The organism is Rhodoferax potami (assembly GCF_032193805.1).
Classification (GTDB): domain Bacteria; phylum Pseudomonadota; class Gammaproteobacteria; order Burkholderiales; family Burkholderiaceae_C; genus Allorhodoferax; species Allorhodoferax potami_A.
This window is the reverse complement of sequence record NZ_JAVBIK010000001.1, coordinates 2950967-2975599: the sequence shown is the minus strand read 5'-3', so window position 1 is coordinate 2975599 and position 24633 is coordinate 2950967. Positions and strand designations below refer to the sequence as shown.

Sequence of the window (24633 nt, the reverse complement as noted above, 5' to 3'; positions counted from 1 at the left end):
TGCACAATGGCGGCACCATGCCTCTGACTGTGTCGCCCCCCATTTCTCTGGCGTTTTCTTCCCGGCCCCGCAATGCCGGGGCCTTGTTCCGCAGCCTGTTGGCAGCCCGCCCTGCACAGGCTGCGCCGGAACAGCACGGCATTGCCATCCAGGCCACTTGGCATGGTGCCCGGGCCGACGCCAAACGCCTCAGACAGTACCGCGAGGTCTGCGGCCTCACAAACGCCGGCTTTCTGCCCCCGCTGTACCTGCACGCCATGGCCATGCCCTTGCACATGGCGATCATGAGCCACCCGCAGTTTCCCCTGCGCCTGCTGGGCCTGGTGCATCTGGCCAACAGCATGCAGTGCCTGCGTCCCATCGGCGACTTCGAGACCCTGGACATGGACTGCCAGCTGCACGGCATGGAGGCGACTGAACGCGGCCAGACCTTCACCCTGCACACCCGCCTGCACACGGGTAGTGAAACCGTCTGGACCGAGACCAGCACCTTCATGGCCCCCTTGCCCCGCAGTGGCAAACGCGCGCCACCCGACGCGCAGCCCGACTGGGGCGCCCCAGTAGCCCGCTGGGCGGTGGCGGGCAATGCCGGGCGCCGCTTTGCAGGCCCTTCGGGCGACTGGAACCCCATCCACGTGAGTGCCATCACTGCGCGCCTCTTCGGCTACCCGCGGGCGATCGGGCACGGCATGTTCAGCGCAGCCCGCTGTGTGGACCTGCTCTGCCGCGACCTGCCGGCCTGCGCACCGCTGCATATCGACCTGCGCTTCAAGCGCCCCCTGTTGATTCCCGGCGAAGTGGCCTTACATACCCGGCAAGAGGCGGACAGCACACGGTTTGTGCTGAACGTGCTGCCACACGGCGAGCCGCATATCGAAGGCGCGCTGCGCAGGCTGTAAGGCACGGTTTGCGCAATACCCGGCAGCTGCCCGCCACCCGAACGATTGATCGCGAACGAGGACACCACCATGAGCAACCCCGCAGACGCAGGCTCCGCCCTGACCCACTTTGACACCAAGGGCGATGCCCACATGGTCAATATCGCCGGCAAAGCGCTCACGCACCGCAAGGCAGTAGCGGGCGGGCGCATCCAGATGCAGCAGCACACCCTGGACCTGATCCAGAACGCGCAAGCCGCCAAAGGCGATGTGCTGGGCGTGGCGCGTGTGGCCGGCATCATGGCCGCCAAGAAAACCAGCGACCTGATCCCCCTGTGCCACCCCATCATGCTGACCCGCGTGGCTATCGAATTTGAAGTGGTGCACGCCACTGCTACCACCCTGCCCGCCATCCAGTGCCTGGCGATTGCCGAAACCACCGGCGGTACCGGCGTGGAAATGGAAGCGCTGACCGCCGTGCAAGTCACCCTGCTCACCATTTACGACATGTGCAAAGCCGTGGACCGGGGCATGACCATTTCAGATGTGCGCCTGCTGGAGAAGAAAGGCGGCAAGAGCGGGCATTGGGTGGCGCAAGAGTAAGTGCTAACAAATCAACGATGCAACCGCACTCAGATTGAGGCTTTGTCCCATTTCTGTCCCACCCAGGAGCAGAGATGGCATCGTTCAGACAACACGGAAATGGTTGGCAGGGCCGCATTCGACGCCGAGGCTACCCCGATATCACCAAGACTTTTGAAACTAAGGCCGATGCCGAGAGATGGGCACGGTCGCTTGAGTCCGAAATTGACAAAGGGCAGTTCGTCAACGTCAACGAGGCCCAGCGGACTACCTTGGGCGATCTGATCGCCCGGTATCTGACTGAGGTGACTCCTTCAATGAAGGGGGCGGCGGAAGACACGATCCGACTCAAAGCCATCATGCGCAAATCAATCGCACGGTGGAGCATGACGAACCTGAGTGCAGCCCGAATTGCAACTTACCGGGATGAGCGACTAAAGGAAGTCAGCGCGGGAACTGTCATCCGGGAACTGGCATACCTGTCTGCCATCATCAATCACGCTCGACGGGAATGGGGGATCAACGTGCCCAACCCTGTCCAGATGGTGCGTAAGCCACAAAGTCCACAAGCACGATCACGGGTGCTGACCGATGAAGAGGTCTCCAAATTGCTACAAGCGTTGGAGCCGACTGGACGCAGAAGTCATTGGATCAAGCCAGCGGTGCAGCTTGCGCTTGCAACTGCGATGCGACGGGGTGAGTTGCTCTCGTTGAGATGGGAGCACATTGACTTGCAGGGCAGGACAGCTTTCTTACCCGATACCAAGAACGGCGATGCTCGGACCGTGCCGCTTTCAACGGTGGCAGTAAAAGTGTTAGCTGGGATCCCCCGACACATTAGTGGGGTGGTGTTGCCCGTGAAATTTTTTACGCTGGATGCGGCGTTCAAAAGAGGGGTTCGCCGAGCGGGTCTGGACCGAGTTCGATTCCATGACCTGAGGCGCACGGCCATCACCCGTATGGCGGAAAAGTTGCCCAACGTGATCGAGTTGGCTATGGTAAGTGGACACAAAAGCCTGATGGTCTTGAAACGGTACTACAGGCCAACTGCGTCGGAACTGGCCCAAAAGCTGGGGTAAGGCTTGTGAATTTCTTTTCTGCTCTTTAAGATACGCTCCATGGGTAGGTGACTGCTCATGACCGTCGTGAGGGGTGGCTGTCCCGACATGCTTAGCATAGAACAAGCCCGTATTCGCCTGGTGTCACTTTGCGGCATATAGGAGCCAGTGATTTTCGGCATATAGAGACCAGCCGGAGGGTGTCTGACGGACATCACTCGGGTATGGATTTTGCCTTTATTTGACGTCTTTTTGTTGCGTTGAATTCTTTGTTTTTGTCGGCATGGTGGTCGGCATCTGGCGTGGCGCCCGATACGACTGGCCATCAAGCACCAGGCAGTATGCGTTGTGACGTAAGCGGTCCAAGGTTGCGGATGCCAAGAGCGGGTTGACTGGGAATGCCTGATCCCATTCAGTAAAGTCCAGATTGCTGGTGACGATGGTGGCAGTGCGCTCGTAGCGCTCGGCAATGAGTTCATGCAGGTCTTCGTCGGCCGGCGCACGCAGAGGCTTGAGTCCGAAGTCATCAATGATGAGTACCGGAATGCGACTCAAGGTCTGCAGCTTGCGCTCGTAGGCGTTGGTGGCGCGCGCGGCGTGCAGTGACTGCGTGAGTGCCGAGCAGTTGGTAAACAGCACATCCACGCCCTGACGGATCGCACAATGGCCCAAGGCCTGCGCAAGATGACTCTTGCCGGTTCCACTAGGGCCAACAATCAATACCGGAGAACACTCCCGCACGTAGCGCCCGGTGGCCAGGTCATGCACCAGCGCGCGGTTGAGTTGGGGTAGCCGCTCGAAGTCAAACTGCTCCAGCGTTTTGGTGGAGCGGAACTGGGCCCGGCGCAGGCGGGTACTGAAACTGTTCTGCTCCCGGCGGGCCACTTCATCGCCCATCAGGATGGCCAGGAACTCCGTATAGGCCAACTTCGATTCAATCGCCTGGCGGTTTCTGGCGTCCAGCGAATCCAGAATACCGGACAAGCGCAACTGCTTGAGATGTGGAACGAGTTCGGGGATGGGTGTCATTTGGGATGGTCTCCTGGATAGTTAATGCAGCAAATCCTGCTGCGGGTTGTGGGTATCGGGGGTGAAGAGGCTTGCGGCGTCGCGGACAAACCGGGCCTTTGCATAGGTAGGCACGATGCTGTGATCAGGCATCGGTAGCCGGTCGGAATTACTGCTCAGGATGGTCTTGACAGTGCGGTAATACGGACTGTTGTGGGCCATGGCACGTCGGCAGGCGAGCTCAACACGCTGGGCGCTGTAGGTCTTTGCCAGACCAATCACACCCTGAGCTGCGCGCAATCGCTCCAGAATCCGGTCACTCAGTAGCCAGTCAATAACCTGCTGACAGTACGGTCCGATTTGCAGCGCTTGGGTACCCAGCCACTCGCGGTCACGGGCAAAGAAGAGTTGTGCCTCGGGTGGCAAGTGGTCTTTGGTCGTGAGGCGTTCACCGGGACGCTGTCCCCGCGCATGGGTTGCCACCAATCGGTAGTCATCAAACAAAGTCACGCAGTTATCGGTGGCACGTAGCCACAGCTCTTTGCCCACCAGCGCAAAGGGGGCGGAATACAGCTTGTAGTCAAACTTGACGTGGCAGTCGCGGTGCAGCGTCACGCACTGCCAAACGCCCAAGTCCGGCGCCTGCGGTGGAAGCGGCTTGAGCAAGGCCCGCTCCAGCGCAAACAAATCCATGGGCTGCTGGCGGGTGGTGCCGTGAATGCGCACACCGGCTTCCTGCAATACCCACGCCTGCGCCTGTGCATTAAGGTCCGCCAGATCACGGAATTCGCGGGTAGACAGGAAGTTACGCTTGACGTATTTGACGCCCGACTCCACGATACCCTTCTTCTGCGGATCGTGCGGCGGGCACGGGTCAATCTTGAATTCATAACCTTCAGCGCACTCGGCATAGGAGCGCTGCACCTGCGGGTCAAATCGGCAAGCCTTGATGATGGCGCACTTGGCGTTGTCGATGATCACGCGCTCGGGCACACCGCCAAACCACTCAAAGGCACGGCGGTGGCAGCCCAGCCATGTGGCCACCGTTTGGTCCCAGACGAATTCCACATACTGATGGCGGCTGTGACACAAGGTCATAACAAAGGCCCAGGTGCGCCTACGCTGTCCATCCGGATGCACCAAAAATGGCCCCGCGCCAAAGTCAACCTGAGCGGCTTCGCCGGGCTTGAAGCTCAGTCTCACAGTGAGATCGGTACGCGGCTGTGCCTTGGCAATGTCACGCATGATGCGATAGACAGAGGAGTAGCTGCCGCAGAACTGGTGCTCGCGCACCAACGCGGCATGAATGGCTACGCCCTCAACCCCGGCAGCCATCCAGCGCGCCACTTGTTCGCGCCATGGGTGGGCTTTGGAGACCGTGCTGGATGGGCGCTTGGCCGCTGCGCACAGACTCAGGGCAATAACTTCGGGTTCGGGCAGCGGCAGCTCAGCCTCCAACCAGCCCAAGCTGCGGGCGTGTTCGCGAAAGCTCGCCACCTTGACCCGGCCCATAAGGCCCAGACGCGCGATCTCGCGATCGCCGTCACCGGCGCGTAGTCTGATTAAAACGTTTCTGTATTCATGCATCTCGATCTTTCTGCGACCCATCCGTTACTCCTGAACAAAAAATTCAGAAGGTAACGACAGTTACGTCGCGTTCGAGATGCCCGTCCAATCCCCCGGCTGGCTCCTATATGACGAAAACCAAATGGCCTATATGTGCCGAAAACGCTCTGGCTCCTATGTGCCGAAAACCAATTGGCCTGTATGTGGTGAAAAGTGACACCTGGTGCTCTAAGCCGACTGGCCATTACAAAAAGATGGTCTCCAACTGAGTTGGAGGCTGCGCTTTTTGTACGAAGTCTCCAACGTTTTTCAAGAAACTTGGAGCGCCACATGGCCAACCTGAAATTCTCCCAAGGTCGTGACACTTACGACAACCAGCCTGCGCAGCTTGATGCTGCCGACTTCGACGATTTCGTCACCTGCATAAGCCATACGGGCAGCACCCGCAAGGGGCAGGCCTACATTTGTGCACCTCTAGCAGCAGGCCAACATCCTGATACTGTCAAGTACCCGGGTACTGCACACTGGCGAATTCGGAATTTGGCACTGCCGCGTCGGTTCCTTGCTTTGGATGCCGATGCGTTTACATCGCCGACGGTGTTCTCTGATTTCCAGAGAGAAGTTTCACAATGGAATTCTCTGGTCTATACAACTGCCAGCCATACGCCACAGTCACCACGCGCACGCGCCCTCATTGAGTTGAGTCGAGAGGTCAACTACGCCGAAGGGTTTGCTCTTGGCGATGCCGTACAGCGCATGCTCGAAGCCAAGTTGGGGGCTGCCAACATCACCCTTGATCCCAGCGTATACCGTGCAACGCAACCAGTCTTCACGCCCCTAGTCGGATCGCAATCCTTCCGGTATGTGGGTCCTGCTCTGGATGTTGGTGCTATCTTGTCGGCATGGCCTGCACCTGCATCATCAACGAGCCTCGTTGGCCTTGGTATTGGTGGGGCGAATTTCCCGACCGGAGGGTTATCGCCACTGGTGTTGGCGTTGATTGCTCCGCCTGAAACACCAACAGAAATAGCTAAGGTGCAAGCAGCTTTGGCCCAAGTGTCAGCGGACTGTCCTTATCCCGTGTGGATCACGATTCTGTTCGCGTTGCGCTCGACTGGGTGGACGTGTGCCGAGACATTGGGTCGCAACTGGAGCATGACTGCTCCCCAACGGTACAGCCAAACTGCGTTTGACAAGGTCTGGCAACATGCCAAGCCATTCGGCGGTATCAGTATTGGGACTCTGTATCACTACGCCAAACAGGCCACAAAGGCTGGTGCACCTGCGGCATCAACCAGTTCAACAGCATCTGCCACTGCAATTGCGTCGGCGGGAAAACTGTGCATCCCGACTGTTCCACCTCCACCCCGTGATTACATACTCGGCAAAATCCTTGTTGCCGGTACCGTCGGCGTTATGGCTAGTGTTGGCGGCGGAGCAAAGACGACCGCTGTAATCCAGTTCGCAATCAACGGGGCGTTGGGTAAAAATCTGGGAAACCTTGAGATTGGTCACTATGCCGCTGCGTTGTTTTTGGCCGAAGAGTCCAATGACGAACGTGACCGACGGTTCGGCGCTCTTTGCTCCCAACTCACCGCCAGCGAACGTGCAGAGGTAGAGAAACTGGTCTACTGCGAGGCTGCGGCTGGACAGGACTTGCGTCTGACAGTTCTGCACGACGGTAATGTCAACGAGACCGCGCAAGTTGATCGGATCATCCAGTCGGTGTTGAACCACCGTAACCGGTCACTGTCCGGCGTTATTGCCTACGTTACCAAACCGTGTAATGGTGAACGCAATGGATTCTCGGCGAAGTGCTGCTTCCATTGACGAGGCGTCAGTTCTGAAACTCTGGAGGCGGGGTGGTGGCCTACGCGTTGCAAGACATCAACCAGGTAGGTGTAGGGGTCAATGTCATGTAAACGGCATGTCACGATCAGGCTCTGCATGATGCCCGCGCGCTTGGCGCCCACCTCCGTCCAGCAGAATAACCAATTGCGCCTGCCCATTGGTATCGCGCGCAAGGCGCGTTCCAGATGGTTCGTATCCATGGCCACATCCGCATCGCCCAGAAACACCTGCAGTTGCGCGCGGCGCTCGCGTGCATAGGCCAATGCCTTGGTCAACGGATTGCTGGGCAGGAAGCCTTGCCGCTCGAACTGCAAATCCACCCATTCAAAGAAGTTCTGCACCAGCGGTTTGCTGTGGCTTAGACGGTGCTCTCGTTTGGCATCCCCGTAGAGGTCACGTTCACGAATGGCTTCTTCCTGGGCGTAAATCTCGCCAATTTGCTGCAGCGCCTGGCCAGCGGCCTGTGGCTCGGCCCCTAGAGCTTCAAAGAAGCCACGCCTGCAGTGCGCCCAGCATTGGGCATGCGTAATGCCGGTCTTGGCAGCGTAACGTGCATAGGCCTCATAGCCGTCAGTGAGCAACACGGCATCTGTGGCCCCTGGCAGCCCCAATGCCTGCTGTACGTGCTCGTGGCGGCGCGACTCGAAATAGGCAAAGCACACCTCATCGAGTTCGCCGTACACAGGCCAGAAGTAGGCCGCCTTCATCTTGCCGGGCCCACTGCGCCCGGCCTTGATGGGGGTCTCGTCCATTGCCTTGACCCGGCTGTTGCGGATCGACTCGAGCTGCGTGTCGTAAATCGGCTCCAGCAGGGAAATGGTCTTTTGCGCCAGTTGCGTCAGCCACGCCCGGCTGAGTTTGAAGCCCGCTTGGCTCAGGCGCTGGTGCTGCCGGTACAGCGGAATGTGCCAGGCAAACTTGTCAACAACAACGCCTGCGAGCAAGCTCACGTCAGCGCGGCTGCCCTCAATGATGCCTGTTGGCGCGCCCGCACAGTGCAGGGTTTGCGTGTCGTGGCGCTTGATGACAGAGCGCACATACTTCAGCACCACATAGGCACCGGGGCGCTGTGCCAAGCGGTGGCTGACCTTCTGGCTGACAACCTCGTACTGATCGGGCGAGAGGTCTTTGGTCTCGGGGTTGGCCAGCTCGATGGTGTGCACGGGCACCTTGGTTTCGTCAAAGAACGATGCGGGCGTGCCCTCGTCGGCAAAGTTGCTGCGGGGTTTGCGTCGCTGGTGTGCAGGGATGGTGTTGGAGTCGGAGTCGGCTTCGGGCGCATCAGTGGCAGGGAGGTCGCCCAGGAGTTGCCCCAGGTGCATTTGCTGCGCATCGGGCAAGGGTGCAAAGCGCTCGCTCTTCTTGCCAAAGAGTTGGCGTTTGAACCATTCGAGCTGCTGCTCCAGCGCGCTGATGCTGGCGGCCTGTGCTTGCAGTGTCTGCGCGATGCTCTGCGGCGACAGCCCCATGACCGTTTCGACGGTAAATGTGGGAGTGCTGGTATTGGGCATCGACATGGGCCTTATCTTGCGGCCTTTAGGGACAAAGCAAAAGAGTGCTTCTCCGGATTGAAAATGGGCACATCGTCACCTCCGCGCAGGGTGTTGGTAGCGTTTGTGGCGTCGGCGCACTTCGATGCCTTCGAGCATCAGTTTGAGCGCCGTGCAGTCGATCTCGCCACTGCCGCCTTGAACGCCTTTACGGGAGAACTTGCCGCTCTCCAAACGCTTGCACCACAGGCACCAGCCGCTGCGGTCAAAGTACAGCACCTTCATCTGTGTTTGCCGCCGGTTGATGAAAACAAACATGTGTCCGGCCAGCACATCCACTTCAAACCCCTGGCGTGCCAGAGCGTACAAGCCGTCGTAGGACTGGCGCATATCGGCAGCTTGGCCATACAGGAACACGCGAATGCGGCCCTCGGGAAAGAACATTACCGGCGTACCAGATGCAAACTCATGCCCGAGCCGAGTTCGATGCGTAACTCCATGGCTCCATTGCCGCTGCCGTGCACTCCAGCAAGGTCGCCCAGATCAACGAACGCCGCCTTCGGCACGGTGGTGGGGGCTACCTTGTTCGTTCGCAGCGGGGACGCGATTCCCCTCTGTTTATTCCTAAGCGTGCGTCGGCGAGCAAGGCTGCTGCGACTGATGCCTTCGCGGCTGCAAAATTCATCTATCGTCAATCCAGCGCGGTCAAAACGATCCAGTACCTCAGCCCAAGTCTGTTCACTCAACACTGCACGCCTGAGCACGCTCTGCGTCTCTTCCATATCCGACCCCGTCCTGTTTGTTGATCAGGGCGCATTCTTTGGTACCTGCAATCAGTTCGCAAGAACGCCGGACAGTGACCGGTTACGAACCACCAGCAGGCGTGTGGAACCCGGGTCGGACTGATCGTCATTGACCATGCCCGCTTGGTCATGGCTGGAGACCCCATCGCTTCCGATCATGTCACTGCTCTTCTCCGGGCGCTGACTTGGATTGCTACCAAGACCGGGGCAGCGGTTTTGCTCTTGGCTCACAGTCCCAAATCCACCTACAGCAAAGACGGGGGGGCCGACCCTTCAGAAGTCTTTGGCTCTGGCGCGTTTGTTGACCATACCCGGGCAGCGATTGTTCTGCACACCATGCGTGAAAAAGAAGCCAAGCATTTTGGGCTGTCTGACGCTGAACGCACGGAGCATGTCTGCATGCAGGTGGTCAAAGCGAATTACGGCCCCACCGGGGGCAGTTGGTGGTTTAAAAAGCAGGTAATTCCCGGCTGGCATGCAATTGAACTGATGCCCGTGCTATTGCTACCAAAAGGGCTGGCCAATACGCAGTCCGCTTTGAATCGCAAGATCATTGACATTGTGAAAGCCAGCCCGGGGCAGCTAACCAGCAGGGTACTGCGTGACCGTTACTCTGGGACCAATGGGCCCCTTGGTGTCTCTGAGCAAAAAGTGAGGGACGCCCTGCACCGGCTGGTTATGGACGGCTCCTTGATCTTGCGCCCACCCACCAAGGCTGAGCGCGACAAATACCGACTGTCAGCCAATAGCCGTGAGGTACTGGATTTGCCAGCCGTGCGGGATTAACCGACTGGTGGGGTTAACTGGGGTGGTTTTCTGACCACCCCACAGTTTCTTCAAGTAAATCAAGGACTTACGAGAGTTTTTCTGTGGGGTGATTTGCAAAAGACAAAACCCCACACTTTCTTCAATAAAATCAATAACTTACGTGGGATGAAGCAATCAACGTCCCTAGCGGGACGAGTTACACGTCCCCGCACGGACGGGACTAACTCGAACAGACGACCCCCCGGTCGACAAACAGTCCTTGGGAAATTGTGTCTGTTGGCTCGAACGAGCCTTTATCAAGGTGTAAGACCGTGTCCAATGACTTGTTAAACGACACATGCAACGCCGTCATTGCCCGTACTGGCCAAGCATGCGGTGCCCCTGTAATACAAGGTCGGTACAAGTGTGCCCAGCATGGCGGCAAGTCCACTGGCCCTAAGACCCCTGAAGGCCGACAGCGTTGCGCCCAAGCCCGGACCGTTCACGGCCAAGAAACGACCGCCATACGCATGGAGCGTAGCCTAGCCAGTGCCCGGCTGGCAGTGCTGGAGTCGGTCGGCTTTGGCCTCGGATTGATGACAGGCACCCGTACCCCCGGTCGCCGACCGGATCGCATTGCAGAGGCTTACCCCGAACTTCAGGCCCTGTTTCAGAAACAGGTCATCAAACGTGCAAAACATGGTTCACCCTAAATCTGGGACTCTTTATTGGAAATTGGGAGGGTGGCCCTATCGGCAACGTCTGTTCAAACCAAAATCATCCAACTAGCGGTAGCAGCAGCCATTTGTAAGCTGAAAACAATCTCGAGTGCTTTCCGTTATTACCTATTACCTTTGGCGCGATTGTGAGTAATGCAAAGCATTTGGCAATTCCCGATTGAACTATCACCGCCTTTGCTCCAAGCAGAAACATGGTCTGCATCCATTTCAGAAAATTTCCAGAGTTTGCTCTTGTTGGCAGAGTGGCCGACTGCGCAAAGTGAACAGTTTGATACGCCCTTGCTCTCGGACTCAGCAGTTTGGCGCGTGTAGACGGCTTTTCTGGTTGCCTCGTCAAAGACTCTTACATCAAGAAGTTTTGAATCGGAGCAACCTCCAAGAATATATTCAAAGACACCTCTTCGATTCTTAACATACGGATCTCCATAAAGAGCTTTAACCTTTAGAGAAACCTTGGCTGGATCGAAAGACTCTTTGTGATATTCTTCGTACAAACGCCCCCACTCTAATCCTTGCATTTCCTTTTCGACGTCAATGAACGTAGTCGATACCCAATCAATAACGGAATTGAAATAGTTCTTCAATTCTGTAATGTCGCTCTTTGTCCGGTGTTTACTCATGTAGCCACCGATGTCTCCCTTGCTAACCCAGTCCAGGGCACGCTCCAGATATTCTTGGCGGTTTGCACTGCCTGATATATAGGCGCTCCATTTAAGATTGTTCGAGTTCTGGCTATTGCTGAACTCAGCTTTAGCTGCCGTTACAAATGGGCCAGAATAAATAGCATTCAATAGTTCTTGTGGCTTGAGTGGGACGCCTGCAATATTGATGGTTTGAAACCATTGTTTTATTTCAGTCTCGGTACCTTCGCATTCATATATAAGTAATTTTGATTTTTTGATCTTTTCTTGTTGATCGATTGGTAAGCTGTCAAAATATTTTGGATTGCCATTATCTGTAATGGCAAATTTGTTGGTTACAAATCTTCCGATGCTTGTGATGCGCTGCTGTCCATCTAAGACCTCGAATTTATCATCAGCTAGTTTGTTGAAATAGATCAACCCAAGAGGATAACCACTAAGTAATGATTCGATTACCGCCGTCTCTCGGCTGCCCCCCTTGTCAGCATAAACGTAGTTGCGCTGATACTCTGGTTGAATAGTAAGAGTGCCGCTTAGGCCGAATAAGCCTTTTCCTTCTGATTGGTTATATACAAATCCGTTGCACATTTCAGCAACGGTGATTTCTGTTTTAAGCGTTGTCTTCATTTTGTTCTTCTTGCTTCAGGGCTTGGATTTACGATGGCGGATAACGATACGTGTATACACTCGTTCGTAATTACCGCTCCCATCACTGATGTAGAAACTTGGGCCACCTGGAGGATAACTACCTTTTGGTGCCACTTCAGAAATAGGTATACCAACCGTTAAGTTGGAACCAAGGATTTCGAATTGATCGGGGTTGTATTTGTCGAGGAAAGTAATAGGCACCCCCATAGCACCAGTGTAATCGCTAGGTATCTCTTTATAAGTTGCAACTTCTATAGCATCATAATTTACATAGCGATCGTAAGAGGATTTGCCTTTCAGATTTTTGCTGAACTTCAGATTTTCTGCCATTGTCATAAGACTCAATGGCTGATGACGGCGTCCGTGGTCTAAGTTCGTATACCAGCACGAAGATGAGACGCGTGCGATTTTTTTACCAGTCTCTTTGTCTATATGATGATACCGTTCCCAATGGTCAGGGACTTCAAAAAACATACCAACGTTAAAGTTTGTGCATCCCAGCCAAATTTCATTATCTTTGATGAGAGGAAAAATTTCCTTGTAAGTTGTAGCATTGGTATTGCCAATTACCAGAAATTTCTTTTCATTCTCTATGAGTTGGGCAATAAATTCACGAAAGAGTGAGAAGGGAGGATTGGTGACAATAATATCCGCCTCTTTTAGAAATTCAATGCAACTTTGACTGCGAAAATCCCCCCCTCGATACTCACCACTATTTTTTAATTTAACTCTTGCCGCCTTGTTACGTTTTAGAAACAGTTCCACATCACTAAGATTGGCTGCACCATCACCATCTTCGTCCTTCACTTGAGTAAGGATGATTGCAAGCGCCTTTGGTTTTTGCTGTTTGTCATTACCTTCGTCATACTCAGGAAATAACGTACCTTGTCCGGCGATTGGTGAGCCGTCATAACTTGTACTTATAAGTTTTTTAAGACCAAGCTTGTTAAAGTTCACGGCGAAATATTTAAAGAAATTACTTTCGAAAGGGTCATCGCAGTTGCAATAAACAACTTTATTGCGAAAAGTGTTTTCGTCGAACTCGAGATAAGCCTCGACTTCTTTCTGAATATCAACGTATTGAGTGTAAAACTCATCTTTTTTACCGGCTCTTGCACTATCTAAAGTACGACTCATGATTTAACCTTAAATTTCTGCCTCTTTGTTTGACCTGCTACATCACTTTAATTCGGATAGCTGTGGATTGGTGACTCCGAAGACATTATCAACTGCGAAATCGTTTGTGCAGATCATGGTTCATCCTTGCGTGAGTGGGCTCAAACGAAAAGCGAGGGGTGGGGTACGGTGGGGTCATTCTAGGTTGGATCTTGAAGAAGGCACCATACCCACTAGTATGCGAACTATGCGCAGCTTAGTGGCCAACGGAGTCTGCTTGACTTACACTGTAATCGGGCAAGCAATCTTGTCCCAATTTTGTCCCACTAACCCGACAGAAAACGGGTCAAGACTTTAGGTCTGTGATGGCGAAGTTGTTGATTTGTATAGCTCAGAATCTGCACAGAGCACCGTGTACGACATGTGTAAGGCGGTCGACAAAGGCATGGTCATGACCGATGTGAAGCTGCTCGAAAAGCACGGCGGCAAGTCGGGCACCTATTTGGCCCCGCCTTCCGCCTGAACACGCTGCCAGCCGCTCAATCCCCCGGCTGCGCGCCTTCGTAGCCCTCAATCAAAATCAGGTCGATCACCGACACGTCTCTGCGCAGGGCGATCGCAGCTTGGTACTCGGGGGAATGCCAGCAGTCCACCGCCGCCTGGTAGCTGGGGAATTCAATCACCACGTTGCGGCTGCGGCTCTCGCCCTCGGGCGTCTCAAAGCGCCCGGCGCGCACCAGAAAGCGGGCGCCGTATTTTTTGAACGGCGCGGCGTTCGCGGCCTGATAAGCCTTGTAGGCCTGGGTATCGAACACTTCTACACGGCCTATCCAGTAACCCTTGGGCATGTTTGTCTCCTGTGGAATGCTGGGCAGCAGTGTAGAGGATGCCGCACCTGGCTGCCCCTGCAGAATTACCGATGAAATACGCCCATAGCCCCCGTTGAATATGCGCCAATAGCTATCAAAAGCATAGCAAATACCGGGGTACAGCCCTGCACCGGTAAAATCGACACTCGCTCTTAGAAGAACCTCCATGTCTGACAACGCCAACACCCCCATTGCCGCCCCCACCGCCCCCGAACAACCGGGTCTGCAATCCCTCTCCAAGTCGTTTGAACCCGCTGCGCTGGAAGCGCACTGGGGCCCCGAGTGGGAAAAGCGCGGCTACGGCATCGCCGGTTTCCGCGGCACCAGCGCGCCGGATGCGGACGCTGCAGCAAAAGGCAAGAACTTCTCCATCCAGCTGCCGCCCCCCAACGTGACCGGCACGCTGCACATGGGCCATGCCTTCAACCAGACCATCATGGACAGCCTCACCCGCTACCACCGCATGGCCGGTTTCAACACCGCGTGGATTCCAGGCACCGACCACGCCGGCATTGCCACCCAGATCGTGGTGGAACGCCAACTGCAAGAGCAAAAAGTCAGCCGCCACGACCTGGGCCGTGAGGCTTTCACTAAAAAGGTCTGGGAGTGGAAAGAAAAGTCCGGCAACACCATCACCACCCAAATGCGCCGCATGGGCGACAGCGTGGACTGGAGCCGCGAATACTTCACCATGGACCCCAAGCTGTCGCAAACGGTCACCGAGACCTTTGTGCAGCTCTACGAACAAGGCCTGATCTACCGTGGCAAGCGCCTGGTGAACTGGGACCCGATTCTCATGAGCGCCGTGTCGGACCTGGAAGTGGAAAGCGAAGAGGAAGACGGCTCGCTCTGGCACATCCGCTACCCGCTGGCCGATGGCTCCGGTGACATCACCGTAGCCACCACCCGCCCCGAGACCATGCTGGGCGACGTAGCCGTAATGGTGCACCCCGAAGACGAGCGCTACACCGCGCTGATCGGCAAGCAAGTCACACTGCCCTTGTGCGGACGCACCATCCCCGTGATTGCGGACGATTACGTGGACAAGGCGTTTGGTACCGGTGTCGTGAAGGTCACCCCTGCGCACGACCAGAACGACTACCAAGTCGGCCAGCGCCACAAGCTGCCCATGATCTGCGTGCTGACCCTGGACGCCAAGATCAACGAAAACGCCCCCGCGGACTACCAAGGCCTGGACCGCTTTGTGGCCCGCAAAAAGGTGGTGGCCGACCTGGAGGCAGGCGGTTTCTTGGTGGAGGTGAAAAAGCACAAGCTTATGGTGCCGCGCTGTGCTCGCACCGGCCAGGTGATTGAGCCCATGCTCACCGACCAGTGGTTTGTCGCCATGAATCAGGTGGGCAAAGGCGACGCCACCGGCAAGTCCATCGCCCAGAAAGCCATCGACGCGGTGCAAAGCGGCGAGGTGAAGTTTGTGCCCGAGAACTGGGTCAATACCTACAACCAGTGGATGAACAACATCCAGGACTGGTGTATCAGCCGCCAACTCTGGTGGGGCCACCAGATTCCGGCGTGGTATGACGAAGACGGCAATGTGATCGTAGCCCGCAACGAGGCCGAAGCGCAAGCCAAGGCGCCCGGCAAAACCCTGCGTCGTGACGAAGACGTGCTCGACACCTGGTACTCCAGCGCGCTGGTGCCCTTCAGCACCATGGGCTGGGGCAACGACGGCGCCGGCACCGGTGCCACCGACGATTACAACCTCTACCTGCCCAGCAGCACGCTGGTGACCGGCTACGACATCATCTTCTTCTGGGTAGCCCGGATGATCATGATGACCACGCACTTCACCGGCCGCGTGCCGTTCAAACATGTCTACATCCACGGCCTGGTGCGCGACGCACAGGGCAAGAAGATGAGCAAGTCTGAAGGCAACGTGCTCGACCCTGTGGACCTGATTGACGGCATTGCGCTGGAGCCCCTGCTCGACAAGCGCACCACCGGCCTGCGCAAGCCCGAGACCGCGCCTGCGGTGCGCAAGAACACGCAAAAAGAATTCCCCGAGGGCATTCCGGCCTACGGTGCCGATGCGCTGCGTTTCACCTTTGCAGCACTTGCCTCGCTGGGCCGCAGCATCAACTTCGACAGCAAGCGCTGCGAGGGCTACCGCAACTTCTGCAACAAGCTGTGGAACGCCACTCGCTTTGTGCTGATGAACTGCGAAGGTCAAGACTGCGGCTTGCAAGACCACGATGCGGCTGCCTGCGCAAGCAGCAGCTACCTCGAGTTCAGCCAAGCCGACCGCTGGATCGTGTCTCTGCTGCAAAAAACCGAAGCCGAAGTGGCCAAGGGCTTCGCAGAGTACCGCTTGGACAACGTGGCCAACACGATTTACGACTATGTGTGGAACGAGTTCTGCGACTGGTACCTGGAGATCGCCAAAGTGCAGATCAACACCGGTAACGACGCCCAGAAACGCGCCACGCGCCGTACCCTGATCCGCACGCTGGAAACCATCCAACGCCTGCTGCATCCGATTGCGCCTTTCATCACCGAAGAGCTGTGGCAAAAGGTGGCACCGGTCGCAGGCCGCAGCGGCCCGTCGGTGTCGATTGCCGCCTATCCACAAGCCCAGCTGGATCGCATTGACGAGGCCTCGATAGCCCACGTCGCCAAACTGAAGTTGCTGGTGGATGCCTGCCGCAACCTGCGCGGCGAAATGAACGTGTCTCCTGCTGCCCGCTTGCCGCTCTATGTGGTGGCCCAAACCGCCGCAGAAGCCGCGTTCCTGCAGTCGTCTGCTGCCGTGCTGCAGGCCTTGGCCAAGCTGAGCGAAGTGAAGGTTTTTGCAGACGAAGCCAGCTGGCAAGCCGCAGCCCAGTCTGCCCCTGTCGCGGTGGTGGGTGAGGCGCGTGTCTGCCTGTTTGTGGAAGTCGACGTAGCGGCTGAAAAAATCCGTCTCGGCAAAGAAGTGACCCGCTTGGAAGAGCAAATCACCAAAGCCAGCGTCAAGCTCAGCAATGAGGCGTTTGTGGCCAAGGCACCTGCAGCGGTGTTGGAGCAGGAGCGCAAGCGCGTGGCGGACTTTGCAGCCACTCTGGAGAAGGTTAAAGAGCAACTGGCCCGCTTGGGCTGATTGCACAGGTTCATACGCTGCCGCTCACCCCGGCAGCCCCATGAAAAAAGCCGGTTCTGAAACCGGCTTTTTTTATGGGTGAAGCGGCTTAACGGCGGCGGAGTACATGGATAAAAATGGTTCCAGCGGTTTGCTGGTCAATCAATTCATGCCCGGTTTGCTTGGTGAAGGCTTGAAAATCCCGCAGTGAGCCGGGATCGGTCGCCACCACCTTGAGCGTTTGGCCGCTTTGTAGTTCCGCAAGTGCTTTTTTGGCTTTGAGGATGGGCAGCGGGCAATTCAGACCGCTGGTGTCAATTTCTTTGTCGAAGTTCATGCAGGCTGCTTTCTGGCGTTGGGCTGATTTTAGTCGTCCGCTGGCTCAATCTCTTTGCGCCATACTGGTTCGATAAACCGGGGCTCATGGCCGCGTGAGCGCAAAAATGCAGCCAGGGCATAGCCAGTACCGGCGGGCCAGCATTTCACGTCCTGCAGGTCGTACAGACGGTAATCCACCAGCTCCGGGCTCAAAGCCACCTCGCCGTGGCAGACCGCGTGGTAGGCAATGATGACCTGGTTCATACGCTGGAAGTCATACACCCCCAACAGGCTGAGCGCGCTGGAGCTCAGGCTGGTTTCTTCGGCAATCTCGCGGGCAATGCCCTCCTCAGGCGTCTCGCCTGCCTCCATAAAGCCGGTAATGAGTGCATACATCTTGCCCGGCCAGGCCACGTTGCGGGCCAGCAGAATCTGGCCGTTGTACTCAATCACCGCCGCGAGCACGGGGGTCGGATTGTTCCAGTGGGTGAAGTCGCACGCCGTGCAACGCCAGCGTGTTTTGTCGCCACCGTCTTCGGGCAATGTGATCTCGGCCAGCGGAGTTGCACACTGCGGGCAAAACTTGAACACTGCAGACATGGTGGCCTTTGCTATTATTTTAGGAGCTGCCGCCGCACTCATGGAGAGCGCCAGCGGCCTATTTCATTCAAAACTGTGCGTTACGCGGGGAACACGCCGGTGGACAAATAACGGTCACCGCGGTCGCACACGATAAACACAATCACGGCATCCCGCTCGCGCTTGGCAATTTCTTGCGCGACCCAGCAAGCGCCGGCTGCCGAGATACCGCCAAAGATGCCCTCCTCACGCGCCATACGGCGGCACATGTCTTCCGCGTCGGCCTGACTGACGTAGACCAGCTCATCCACATTGCGGGGATCGTAGATTTTGGGCAGGTATTCTTGCGGCCATTTGCGGATTCCGGGAATCCGCGAGCCCTCTGAAGGCTGTGCGCCGACGATGCGAATCGCAGGGTTCTTTTCTTTCAGGAAACGCGATACGCCCGTGATCGTGCCGGTAGTCCCCATGGCACTCACGAAGTGGGTGATGCGCCCACCCGTTTGCTCCCAAATCTCGGGCCCGGTCGTCTCGTAATGCACGCGCGGGTTGTCGCCATTGGCAAACTGGTCAAGCACGCGGCCTTTACCCTCGCGCTGCATTTGCTCGGCCAAGTCTCGGGCGTACTCCATGCCGCCGCTCTTGGGCGTGAGGATGAGTTCGGCACCAAACGCCTTCATGGTTTGGGCGCGCTCGATCGACAAGTCCTCGGGCATGATCAAGACCATGCGGTAGCCCTTGACGGCCGCAGCCATTGCCAAGGCAATGCCGGTGTTGCCAGACGTAGCCTCGATCAGGGTGTCACCTGGCTGGATGTCGCCACGCTCCTGGGCACGCTGGATCATGGACAAGGCGGGGCGGTCTTTCACAGACCCGGCCGGGTTGTTGCCCTCGAGCTTGCCCAAAACCACGTTATTTCGGGCCTGGTTGTCTGTGTTTTGGATGCGCTGCAACGCGACCAAAGGAGTTTTTCCGATTGCTTCTTCAATAGTTGGATATTTCATCCCGTAAATGTGCCATAATTCGAGCTTCACAAATTACCTGCCCAGGTGGTGAAATTGGTAGACTCAGGGGACTCAAAATCCCCCGCCGCAAGGCGTGCCGGTTCGAGTCCGGCCCTGGGCACCAGATTAAAGCCGAATGTTCTTTGAACATTCGGCTTTTTCTTTATGTGCGTCTCAAGCGGGAAAGCCCTGCGCCCCCGGGGGCTGGAGCCGGCTTGATTCACAATCCTTGGTTTTTGAATTGCACGCGCCCACGTCATGTCGCACCCTGTGAACTCCACTCCAATGCTGTTTTGGCAGCTTGTCGCTGCCATGATCGTGGCCGCTCTGGTGCCAACACTGTGGCCCACTCTGGATATCCAAGCCGCTGCCTTATTTGTGGGCGACACACCGGCCATTGCCTCCCGCACCTGGTGGTGGGTCGAATGGATCAACGCATGGGCGCCTGCGGCATTCCGTGTCATGTTGCTGGTGGCTGCTGTGGGCTGGCTCACCTCTCATCTTCTTTCGCGCTACAAAGCCTGGAGGCTGCCTCTGGCGTTTGTGGTGTGTGCCGGCATCGCAGGCCCCGGTGCCGTGGTCAACCTCGGCTTCAAGGAAAATTGGCAACGTGCCCGGCCTTACCAGGTTGAAATCTTCGGAGGCACTCAGCAGTTCACCCGCGCGACCGTGATCACCGATCAATGCGACAACAATTGCTCCTTCGTGAGCGGCCATGTAGCGTGCGGATTCTTTTTCTGCAGCCTCATGCTGATTCAGGCGCGTCGCCGCACGTGGTGGCTGATAGCCGGAACCGGCGCTGGCCTGGCCATTGGGTTTTCGCGGATGTCAGCGGTTGCCCACTGGTTCAGTGACGTCTTGTGGGCCGGCCCCATCACCCTTATGACCAGCTGGCTGGTCTGGAAAATCTTGTCCAGACTTTACACGCCGTCCGGTGACGAGACCAAGCCGGTGGACACATCCGGATAACGCAATTTCAGACCCAACTCCGCTTTCATGCGGTTGTTATTGATGCGCCGGGATTCACTCATGAAAGTCAGCAGCATCACAGGTAGCTGCTCCACCGCGGTGCCACGGGGCACCCTTGGTGGCCTCGGCAGCCCGTATAGGTCTGCCGCGAGGTCAAAGTAGTCTCCCATCTTCAACCGGGTGTCGTCGCAGACGTTATAGACCCGCTGGGGTGCGCCTTTCCAGAGAGCGCGCCAGCAAGCCGCTGCCAGATCCTCTGCGTGTATGTGGTTGGTGTACACATCATCGTCAGCCTGTAAGACCGGCGTGCCTTTTTGGAGACGCGTTTTCGGTGTACCACCGACCCGATCCGGCGCATAAATACCTGGGATTCTGAGTACGGAAACCGGCGTACCCGTGGCCTTACCCCACGTGCGGACCGCCGCTTCCGCATGAACCCTGCGTTGCGCCCTGGGAGTTTGGGGCGCAAGAACGCGCTCTTCTGTCACCCATTGGCCCTGGCAATCGCCATAGACGCCGGTGGTGGACCCGTAAACCAAGGCGCGTGGCGAGTTACGCCGGCGCAGAGCGTGCGTAGCCTGCAGGATACGCGGGTCCGACCAGCCTTCAGTGGGCGGGGGCGCCAGGTAGAGCACACGATCTGCCAAGCCCGCCAAACGGTGCAACGTCACGGGCCGGTCAAGGTTGCCCAGTAAGGGCCTCACACCCGCTTGCCGGAGCGCCGGGACGCGATCAGGACTGGATGTGAGCGCCATCCACTGAACGCGCGCGCCCATGGCGCGCACGACCCGCATCCCCACATCACCACACCCGATGATCAGAACACGCGGACGGCGGAAGCGCGCGGGGAGTGCGCCAAGTGGGGATTGGTTTGAGGGCAAAATCGAGGGCTTTCTACACAGCAGCTAGCTAGGATACCCAAGATGAGCGAGACCCTCTCCGCCGCGGCCCCTTTTTCCATCACGGTGCAGCCCAGTGGCCGTCAATTCAGCGCGCAAAGTGATGAAACCTTGCTGGCCGCGGGTATCCGCCAAGGCGTGGGCTTGCCATATGGCTGCAAAGACGGTGCGTGCGGCTCCTGCAAGTGCAAGATGCTGTCCGGTAGCGTGGTGCATGGCGCCCACCAAGCAAAAGCCCTGAGCCCCGAAGAGGAGTCCCAAGGCTTGGTGCTGACCTGCTGCGCCACCGCGACCTCTGACGTGGTGCTGGAGTCGCGCCAAGTATCCGCAGAAGGCGCACTGCCGATCAAAAAAATGCCCACCCGAGTGACCTCCCTGCAGAAGGTGTCTGCTGATGTGATGCTGATCCAGCTACAGCTCCCGGCCAACGACTCTTTTCAATACAAAGCGGGCCAATACATTGAATTCTTGCTGCGCGATGGCGCGCGCCGCAGCTACTCGATGGCGAACGCCCCGCAAGGTAACAGCGTAGAGCTGCACATCCGGCACATGCCGGGCGGAAAATTCACCGACCATGTGTTCAGCAGCATGAAAGAAAAAGAGATCTTGCGCGTGGAGGGCCCGCACGGGTCTTTCTACCTGCGGGAAGAATCCGATAAAGCCATCGTGATGGTGGCCTCAGGCACCGGCTTTGCGCCCATCAAGGCCTTGCTGGAGCAGATGGAGTCGGCGGGCTCCACACGTCCGGTCGCGCTGTACTGGGGCGGACGCCGCCCGGCTGACCTGTATATGGATGGCTGGGTCAAAGAATTCCAAAACCGGATGCCATCTTTGCGCTACGTTCCCGTCGTATCTGACGCGCTGGACGAGGATCAATGGACCGGCCGCGTGGGCTTTGTGCACCAAGCCGCCCTTGAAGACTTCCAAGACATGCGCGAGTACCAGGTCTATGCATGCGGTGCACCGATCGTCGTGGAGTCAGCCCGGCGCGATTTTGTTGCGCACGCAGGCCTGCCGCCCGAAGAGTTTTATGCCGACGCATTCACCTCGGAGGCTGACAAAGCCAATAGCTGATGTCAAAAAAATAGCCCCCAGACTGCCCAGCGTGTGAACACGCTGGGCAGTCTGGGGGCCGGTAGACAGCTTACTCGCCGAGGTAGGCCGCGCGTACCTTCGGGTCTGTCAGCATGTCTTTGGCGTCACCCGTCATCGTGACAATGCCGGACTCCATCACATAGCCGCGATTAGCGATCGACAAAGCACGGCTGGCGTTTTGCTCAACCAGCAATACTGTTACGCCTTGGGCATACACGTCCTTCACCACTTCGAAGATCTTGTCCACCATGATGGGGGACAGACCCATGGATGGCTCGTCCAGCAGCAACACTTTGGGGCGGCTCATCAAAGCACGACCCATGGCCAGCATCTGCTGCTCGCCACCGGACATGGTGCCAGCCAGCTGGTCTTTGCGTTCACGCAGTCGCGGGAAAATAGTGAACATCTTTTCGATGTCCGCCAAGATACCGGCTTTGTCACTACGGATGAAGGCACCCATTTGCAGGTTTTCGGTGATGGTCATGCGGGTGAAAACCCCGCGACCTTCCGGCACCATCGCCAAGCCTTGCTTGACCAAGTCCCAAGGGCCTTGGCCTTTGATGCTTTTGCCGAGGTATTCGATGTCACCGGCATTGATGGGCAAGGTGCCGGTAATGGCTTTCATGGTGGTGGTCTTGCCAGCACCGTTAGAGCCGATCAGGGACACCAATTCGCCTTCGTGCACTTCGAAGTCCACGCCCTTGACGGCTTGAATGCCGCCGTAAGCCACTTTCAGGCCTTTAACTTTGAGCAGAGTCTTAGTAGTCATTTGTCAATCCTTAGTGGCCGCTCGTGCCCAGATAGGCCTCAATCACTTTTTCGTTTTTCTGCACATCCGCGGGCGTGCCTTCAGCGATTTGCTTGCCGTAGTCCAACACGGTGACGCGGTCACACAGGCCCATCACCAGCTTCACATCGTGCTCGATCAGCAAAATGGTGCGGTTGTCTTTGCGGATACGGTCAATCAGCTCGCGCAGCATCACTTTTTCAGTGGCGTTCATGCCCGCTGCAGGTTCGTCCAGAGCGATCAACTGGGGGTCTGTAGCCAAGGCACGGGCAATTTCGAGACGGCGCTGGTCGCCATAGCTCAAAGTGCGGGCTTTGTAGTCTGCAAACTTGCCGATGCCGACATAGTCCAACAACTCTTGCGCGCGCTTGGCAATGGCAGTCTCTTCGGCTTTGAACGAGCTGGTACGAAACATCGCGCCCAACAAGCCAGAGTGGGTGCGGATATGGCGACCCACCATGACGTTCTCAAGCGCTGTCATCTCAGCAAACAGGCGGATATTTTGAAAAGTACGTGCAATGCCGGCTTTCGCGACGGTGTGCACAGCAGTCGGGTGGTAGGTTTTGCCTGCCAACTCAAAGTTACCGCTGTCCGGTGTGTACAAGCCGGTCAGCACGTTGAAGAAGGTGGTTTTGCCGGCACCGTTCGGCCCGATAAGGCCATAGACCTGACCGCGCTCGATTTTGATGCCCACATCGCTCAAAGCCTGCAAGCCACCGAAGCGCTTGGAGACGCCGGAGACGTTCAATACTGTATCTGTCATAGGTTATCCAATCAGTTGAAGGTTCCTGCCGGTTCACGGCAGGAAGCTCACAAATTTCAGCTCTTGGTGTTCTGCAAGGACTTGCCGTGCTCTGGCGCTGGCCACAAGCCACGGGGGCGCAACAGCATCACGCTGATCATCGCCAAGGCAATCAACAACTGACGAAGAATCGAGGCGTCCAAACGGCCATCGGTCATGGTCTGCAGTGGTCCTGCAACATAACGCAACACTTCAGGCAAGGCAGCCAGCAGGACGGCACCCAGAATCACGCCGGGCAAATAACCCACGCCACCCAGCACCACCATGGCCACGATCATCACCGACTCCATCAGGCTGAATGACTCTGGAGAAATGAAGCCCTGGAATGAGGCAAACATCGCACCGGACACACCACCGAAGGTGGCGCCCATACCGAAGGCCAGCAATTTCATGTTGCGGGTGTTGATACCCATCGCTTTGGCGGCGATTTCGTCTTCGCGGATCGCCATCCAGGCACGACCCACGCGGGACAACTCCAAACGGTGCGAGATGATGACACTGACTACCACCAAGGCGAGGAACAGGTAGTAGTAAAGGGTGACCGAAGCAATTTCAAAGTCGCCAATCGTCAGCTTCTTGCCGAGATTCAAACCGAAGAAGTGCAATGGATCAATCTGGTTGATACCTTTCGGACCGTTGGTGATGTTGACCGGGTGATCCAAGTTGTTCATGAACACACGAATGATTTCACCAAAACCCAGAGTCACGATCGCCAGATAGTCACCACGCAAACGCAATGTCGGTGCGCCTAACAGCACACCTAACACCCCTGCGAGCGCAGCACCGAGCGGAATGACCAACCAGAGAGGGGTGTGCATGCCATCGGGGAACATGGCTGCAATAGCAGGGAAAGTCTCAATCAAATGCGGAGACGACATCAGGCCGTACATATAAGCGCCGATAGCGAAGAACGCTACGTAGCCCAGGTCCAGCAAACCGGCGTAACCGACCACGATGTTGAGGCCAATCGCCAGCAAGACATACAGCAAAGCCATGTCGGCAATGCGCACCCATGCATTGCCGAAGCCCTGCAAGATGAAAGGGAGAATCATCAAGCCGGCGGCAGCCACCAGCATAGTTAAAAGACGTTTTTGGGGGTTCATGTGCGGG

At 56.9% G+C, this 24633-nt stretch carries 26 protein-coding genes, 1 tRNA gene and 1 pseudogene; 12 read left to right on the top strand and 16 right to left on the bottom strand.

What is annotated here, in order from left to right:
* The first annotated feature begins 29 nt into the window (after positions 1 to 29).
* The 3 genes from RAE19_RS14340 (at position 30) to RAE19_RS14330 (ending at position 2539) form a co-directional block, all read left to right on the top strand.
* A complete protein-coding gene (locus RAE19_RS14340) occupies positions 30 to 899 on the top strand; it encodes a MaoC family dehydratase (protein ID WP_313875523.1) in 870 nt (289 codons plus the stop codon).
* 69 nt (positions 900 to 968) lie between these two features.
* Positions 969 to 1481, top strand: a complete 513-nt coding sequence (gene moaC / locus RAE19_RS14335) for a cyclic pyranopterin monophosphate synthase MoaC (protein WP_313875522.1) — start codon at positions 969 to 971, stop codon at positions 1479 to 1481.
* 74 nt (positions 1482 to 1555) lie between these two features.
* Positions 1556 to 2539 carry a tyrosine-type recombinase/integrase gene (locus RAE19_RS14330; protein ID WP_313875521.1) on the top strand — a complete coding sequence of 328 codons (984 nt, stop codon included), beginning with the start codon at positions 1556 to 1558 and terminating at the stop codon, positions 2537 to 2539.
* Positions 2540 to 2755: 216 nt separating this feature from the next.
* On the opposite strand, the gene istB is transcribed toward RAE19_RS14330, so the two are convergent.
* Both istB and istA read right to left on the bottom strand, forming a co-directional pair.
* A complete protein-coding gene (gene istB / locus RAE19_RS14325) occupies positions 2756 to 3547 on the bottom strand; it encodes an IS21-like element helper ATPase IstB (RefSeq protein WP_313873002.1) in 792 nt (263 codons plus the stop codon).
* A gap of 21 nt (positions 3548 to 3568) precedes the next feature.
* A complete protein-coding gene (istA, locus tag RAE19_RS14320) occupies positions 3569 to 5113 on the bottom strand; it encodes an IS21 family transposase (protein ID WP_313876140.1) in 1545 nt (514 codons plus the stop codon).
* A gap of 309 nt (positions 5114 to 5422) precedes the next feature.
* Between istA and RAE19_RS14315 the strand changes: the two genes are divergently transcribed.
* On the top strand, positions 5423 to 6922 hold the full coding sequence (locus tag RAE19_RS14315) for a PriCT-2 domain-containing protein (protein ID WP_313875520.1): 1500 nt from the start codon (positions 5423 to 5425) through the stop codon (positions 6920 to 6922).
* On the opposite strand, the gene tnpC is transcribed toward RAE19_RS14315, so the two are convergent.
* The 4 genes from tnpC to RAE19_RS14295 all read right to left on the bottom strand — a co-directional run bounded on the left by tnpC (position 6859) and on the right by RAE19_RS14295 (position 9395).
* The gene (tnpC, locus tag RAE19_RS14310; RefSeq protein ID WP_313872998.1) at positions 6859 to 8460 is read right to left on the bottom strand and encodes an IS66 family transposase; all 1602 of its coding nucleotides are present in this window, start codon (positions 8458 to 8460) and stop codon (positions 6859 to 6861) included. The genes RAE19_RS14315 and tnpC overlap by 64 nt on opposite strands.
* 69 nt (positions 8461 to 8529) lie before the next feature.
* A complete protein-coding gene (gene tnpB, locus RAE19_RS14305; RefSeq protein ID WP_313873004.1) occupies positions 8530 to 8877 on the bottom strand; it encodes an IS66 family insertion sequence element accessory protein TnpB in 348 nt (115 codons plus the stop codon).
* Positions 8877 to 9215, bottom strand: coding sequence for a hypothetical protein (locus RAE19_RS14300; RefSeq protein ID WP_313873005.1), 339 nt, complete (start codon positions 9213 to 9215; stop codon positions 8877 to 8879). Before RAE19_RS14300 ends, tnpB begins: the two co-directional genes overlap by 1 nt.
* A 51-nt stretch (positions 9216 to 9266) precedes the next feature.
* Positions 9267 to 9395: a hypothetical protein gene (locus tag RAE19_RS14295; protein ID WP_313875519.1), complete on the bottom strand. Its 129-nt coding sequence runs from the start codon at positions 9393 to 9395 to the stop codon at positions 9267 to 9269.
* Positions 9396 to 9572: 177 nt separating this feature from the next.
* Between RAE19_RS14295 and RAE19_RS14290 the strand changes: the two genes are divergently transcribed.
* The 3 genes and pseudogenes from RAE19_RS14290 (at position 9573) to RAE19_RS14285 (ending at position 10696) form a co-directional block, all read left to right on the top strand.
* On the top strand, positions 9573 to 10022 hold the full coding sequence (locus RAE19_RS14290; RefSeq protein WP_313875518.1) for a hypothetical protein: 450 nt from the start codon (positions 9573 to 9575) through the stop codon (positions 10020 to 10022).
* A 251-nt stretch (positions 10023 to 10273) separates the two neighbouring features.
* A pseudogene (locus RAE19_RS19465) lies at positions 10274 to 10447 on the top strand (HGGxSTG domain-containing protein); the annotation flags it as partial.
* Between the two features lie 66 nt (positions 10448 to 10513).
* Positions 10514 to 10696, top strand: coding sequence for a hypothetical protein (locus tag RAE19_RS14285; RefSeq protein WP_313875517.1), 183 nt, complete (start codon positions 10514 to 10516; stop codon positions 10694 to 10696).
* A 128-nt stretch (positions 10697 to 10824) separates the two neighbouring features.
* Here RAE19_RS14285 and RAE19_RS14280 read toward each other — a convergent pair whose 3' ends face one another.
* Together RAE19_RS14280 and RAE19_RS14275 are read right to left on the bottom strand one after the other, a co-directional pair.
* Positions 10825 to 11991 (bottom strand): DUF262 domain-containing protein, encoded by a 1167-nt coding sequence (locus RAE19_RS14280; protein WP_313875516.1) that lies wholly within the window; start codon positions 11989 to 11991, stop codon positions 10825 to 10827.
* A 15-nt stretch (positions 11992 to 12006) separates the two neighbouring features.
* Positions 12007 to 13149 (bottom strand): adenine-specific methyltransferase EcoRI family protein, encoded by a 1143-nt coding sequence (locus tag RAE19_RS14275; RefSeq protein ID WP_313875515.1) that lies wholly within the window; start codon positions 13147 to 13149, stop codon positions 12007 to 12009.
* Positions 13150 to 13510: 361 nt separating this feature from the next.
* Here RAE19_RS14275 and RAE19_RS14270 point away from each other — a divergent pair, with 361 nt between their 5' ends.
* Complete coding sequence (locus RAE19_RS14270; RefSeq protein WP_313875514.1) at positions 13511 to 13651, top strand: cyclic pyranopterin monophosphate synthase MoaC; 141 nt, start codon at positions 13511 to 13513, stop codon at positions 13649 to 13651.
* A gap of 16 nt (positions 13652 to 13667) precedes the next feature.
* On the opposite strand, the gene RAE19_RS14265 is transcribed toward RAE19_RS14270, so the two are convergent.
* Positions 13668 to 13976 carry a DUF1330 domain-containing protein gene (locus RAE19_RS14265; RefSeq protein ID WP_313875513.1) on the bottom strand — a complete coding sequence of 103 codons (309 nt, stop codon included), beginning with the start codon at positions 13974 to 13976 and terminating at the stop codon, positions 13668 to 13670.
* A gap of 187 nt (positions 13977 to 14163) precedes the next feature.
* Here RAE19_RS14265 and RAE19_RS14260 point away from each other — a divergent pair, with 187 nt between their 5' ends.
* Positions 14164 to 17091: a valine--tRNA ligase gene (locus tag RAE19_RS14260; RefSeq protein ID WP_313875512.1), complete on the top strand. Its 2928-nt coding sequence runs from the start codon at positions 14164 to 14166 to the stop codon at positions 17089 to 17091.
* Between the two features lie 88 nt (positions 17092 to 17179).
* On the opposite strand, the gene RAE19_RS14255 is transcribed toward RAE19_RS14260, so the two are convergent.
* From RAE19_RS14255 to cysM, 3 genes are all read right to left on the bottom strand, one after another.
* Positions 17180 to 17407 (bottom strand): sulfurtransferase TusA family protein, encoded by a 228-nt coding sequence (locus tag RAE19_RS14255; protein WP_313875511.1) that lies wholly within the window; start codon positions 17405 to 17407, stop codon positions 17180 to 17182.
* Positions 17408 to 17436: 29 nt separating this feature from the next.
* The gene (locus RAE19_RS14250; RefSeq protein WP_313875510.1) at positions 17437 to 17988 is read right to left on the bottom strand and encodes an NUDIX hydrolase; all 552 of its coding nucleotides are present in this window, start codon (positions 17986 to 17988) and stop codon (positions 17437 to 17439) included.
* An 80-nt stretch (positions 17989 to 18068) separates the two neighbouring features.
* Entirely contained in the window at positions 18069 to 18971 is a 903-nt protein-coding gene (cysM, locus tag RAE19_RS14245; RefSeq protein WP_313875509.1) for a cysteine synthase CysM, read from the bottom strand.
* Between the two features lie 39 nt (positions 18972 to 19010).
* On the opposite strand from cysM, the gene RAE19_RS14240 reads away from it, so the two are divergent.
* Positions 19011 to 19095 (top strand) — tRNA-Leu (locus RAE19_RS14240).
* 134 nt (positions 19096 to 19229) lie between these two features.
* Positions 19230 to 19940 (top strand): phosphatase PAP2 family protein, encoded by a 711-nt coding sequence (locus tag RAE19_RS14235; RefSeq protein ID WP_313875508.1) that lies wholly within the window; start codon positions 19230 to 19232, stop codon positions 19938 to 19940.
* Here the strand turns inward: RAE19_RS14235 and RAE19_RS14230 are convergent.
* The gene (locus tag RAE19_RS14230; protein WP_313875507.1) at positions 19892 to 20821 is read right to left on the bottom strand and encodes an SDR family oxidoreductase; all 930 of its coding nucleotides are present in this window, start codon (positions 20819 to 20821) and stop codon (positions 19892 to 19894) included. The two genes, RAE19_RS14235 and RAE19_RS14230, sit on opposite strands and share 49 nt — an antisense overlap.
* A gap of 42 nt (positions 20822 to 20863) precedes the next feature.
* Here RAE19_RS14230 and RAE19_RS14225 point away from each other — a divergent pair, with 42 nt between their 5' ends.
* Entirely contained in the window at positions 20864 to 21913 is a 1050-nt protein-coding gene (locus RAE19_RS14225) for a CDP-6-deoxy-delta-3,4-glucoseen reductase (protein WP_313875506.1), read from the top strand.
* 70 nt (positions 21914 to 21983) lie between these two features.
* Here RAE19_RS14225 and RAE19_RS14220 read toward each other — a convergent pair whose 3' ends face one another.
* Genes RAE19_RS14220 through RAE19_RS14210 form a run of 3 tightly spaced genes read right to left on the bottom strand, consistent with a single transcriptional unit; the run spans position 21984 to position 24626 of the window.
* Complete coding sequence (locus RAE19_RS14220) at positions 21984 to 22703, bottom strand: ABC transporter ATP-binding protein (protein ID WP_313875505.1); 720 nt, start codon at positions 22701 to 22703, stop codon at positions 21984 to 21986.
* Between the two features lie 10 nt (positions 22704 to 22713).
* Positions 22714 to 23484: an ABC transporter ATP-binding protein gene (locus RAE19_RS14215; RefSeq protein ID WP_313875504.1), complete on the bottom strand. Its 771-nt coding sequence runs from the start codon at positions 23482 to 23484 to the stop codon at positions 22714 to 22716.
* Between the two features lie 56 nt (positions 23485 to 23540).
* Positions 23541 to 24626 (bottom strand): branched-chain amino acid ABC transporter permease, encoded by a 1086-nt coding sequence (locus tag RAE19_RS14210; protein ID WP_313875503.1) that lies wholly within the window; start codon positions 24624 to 24626, stop codon positions 23541 to 23543.
* Positions 24627 to 24633: the final 7 nt, after the last annotated feature.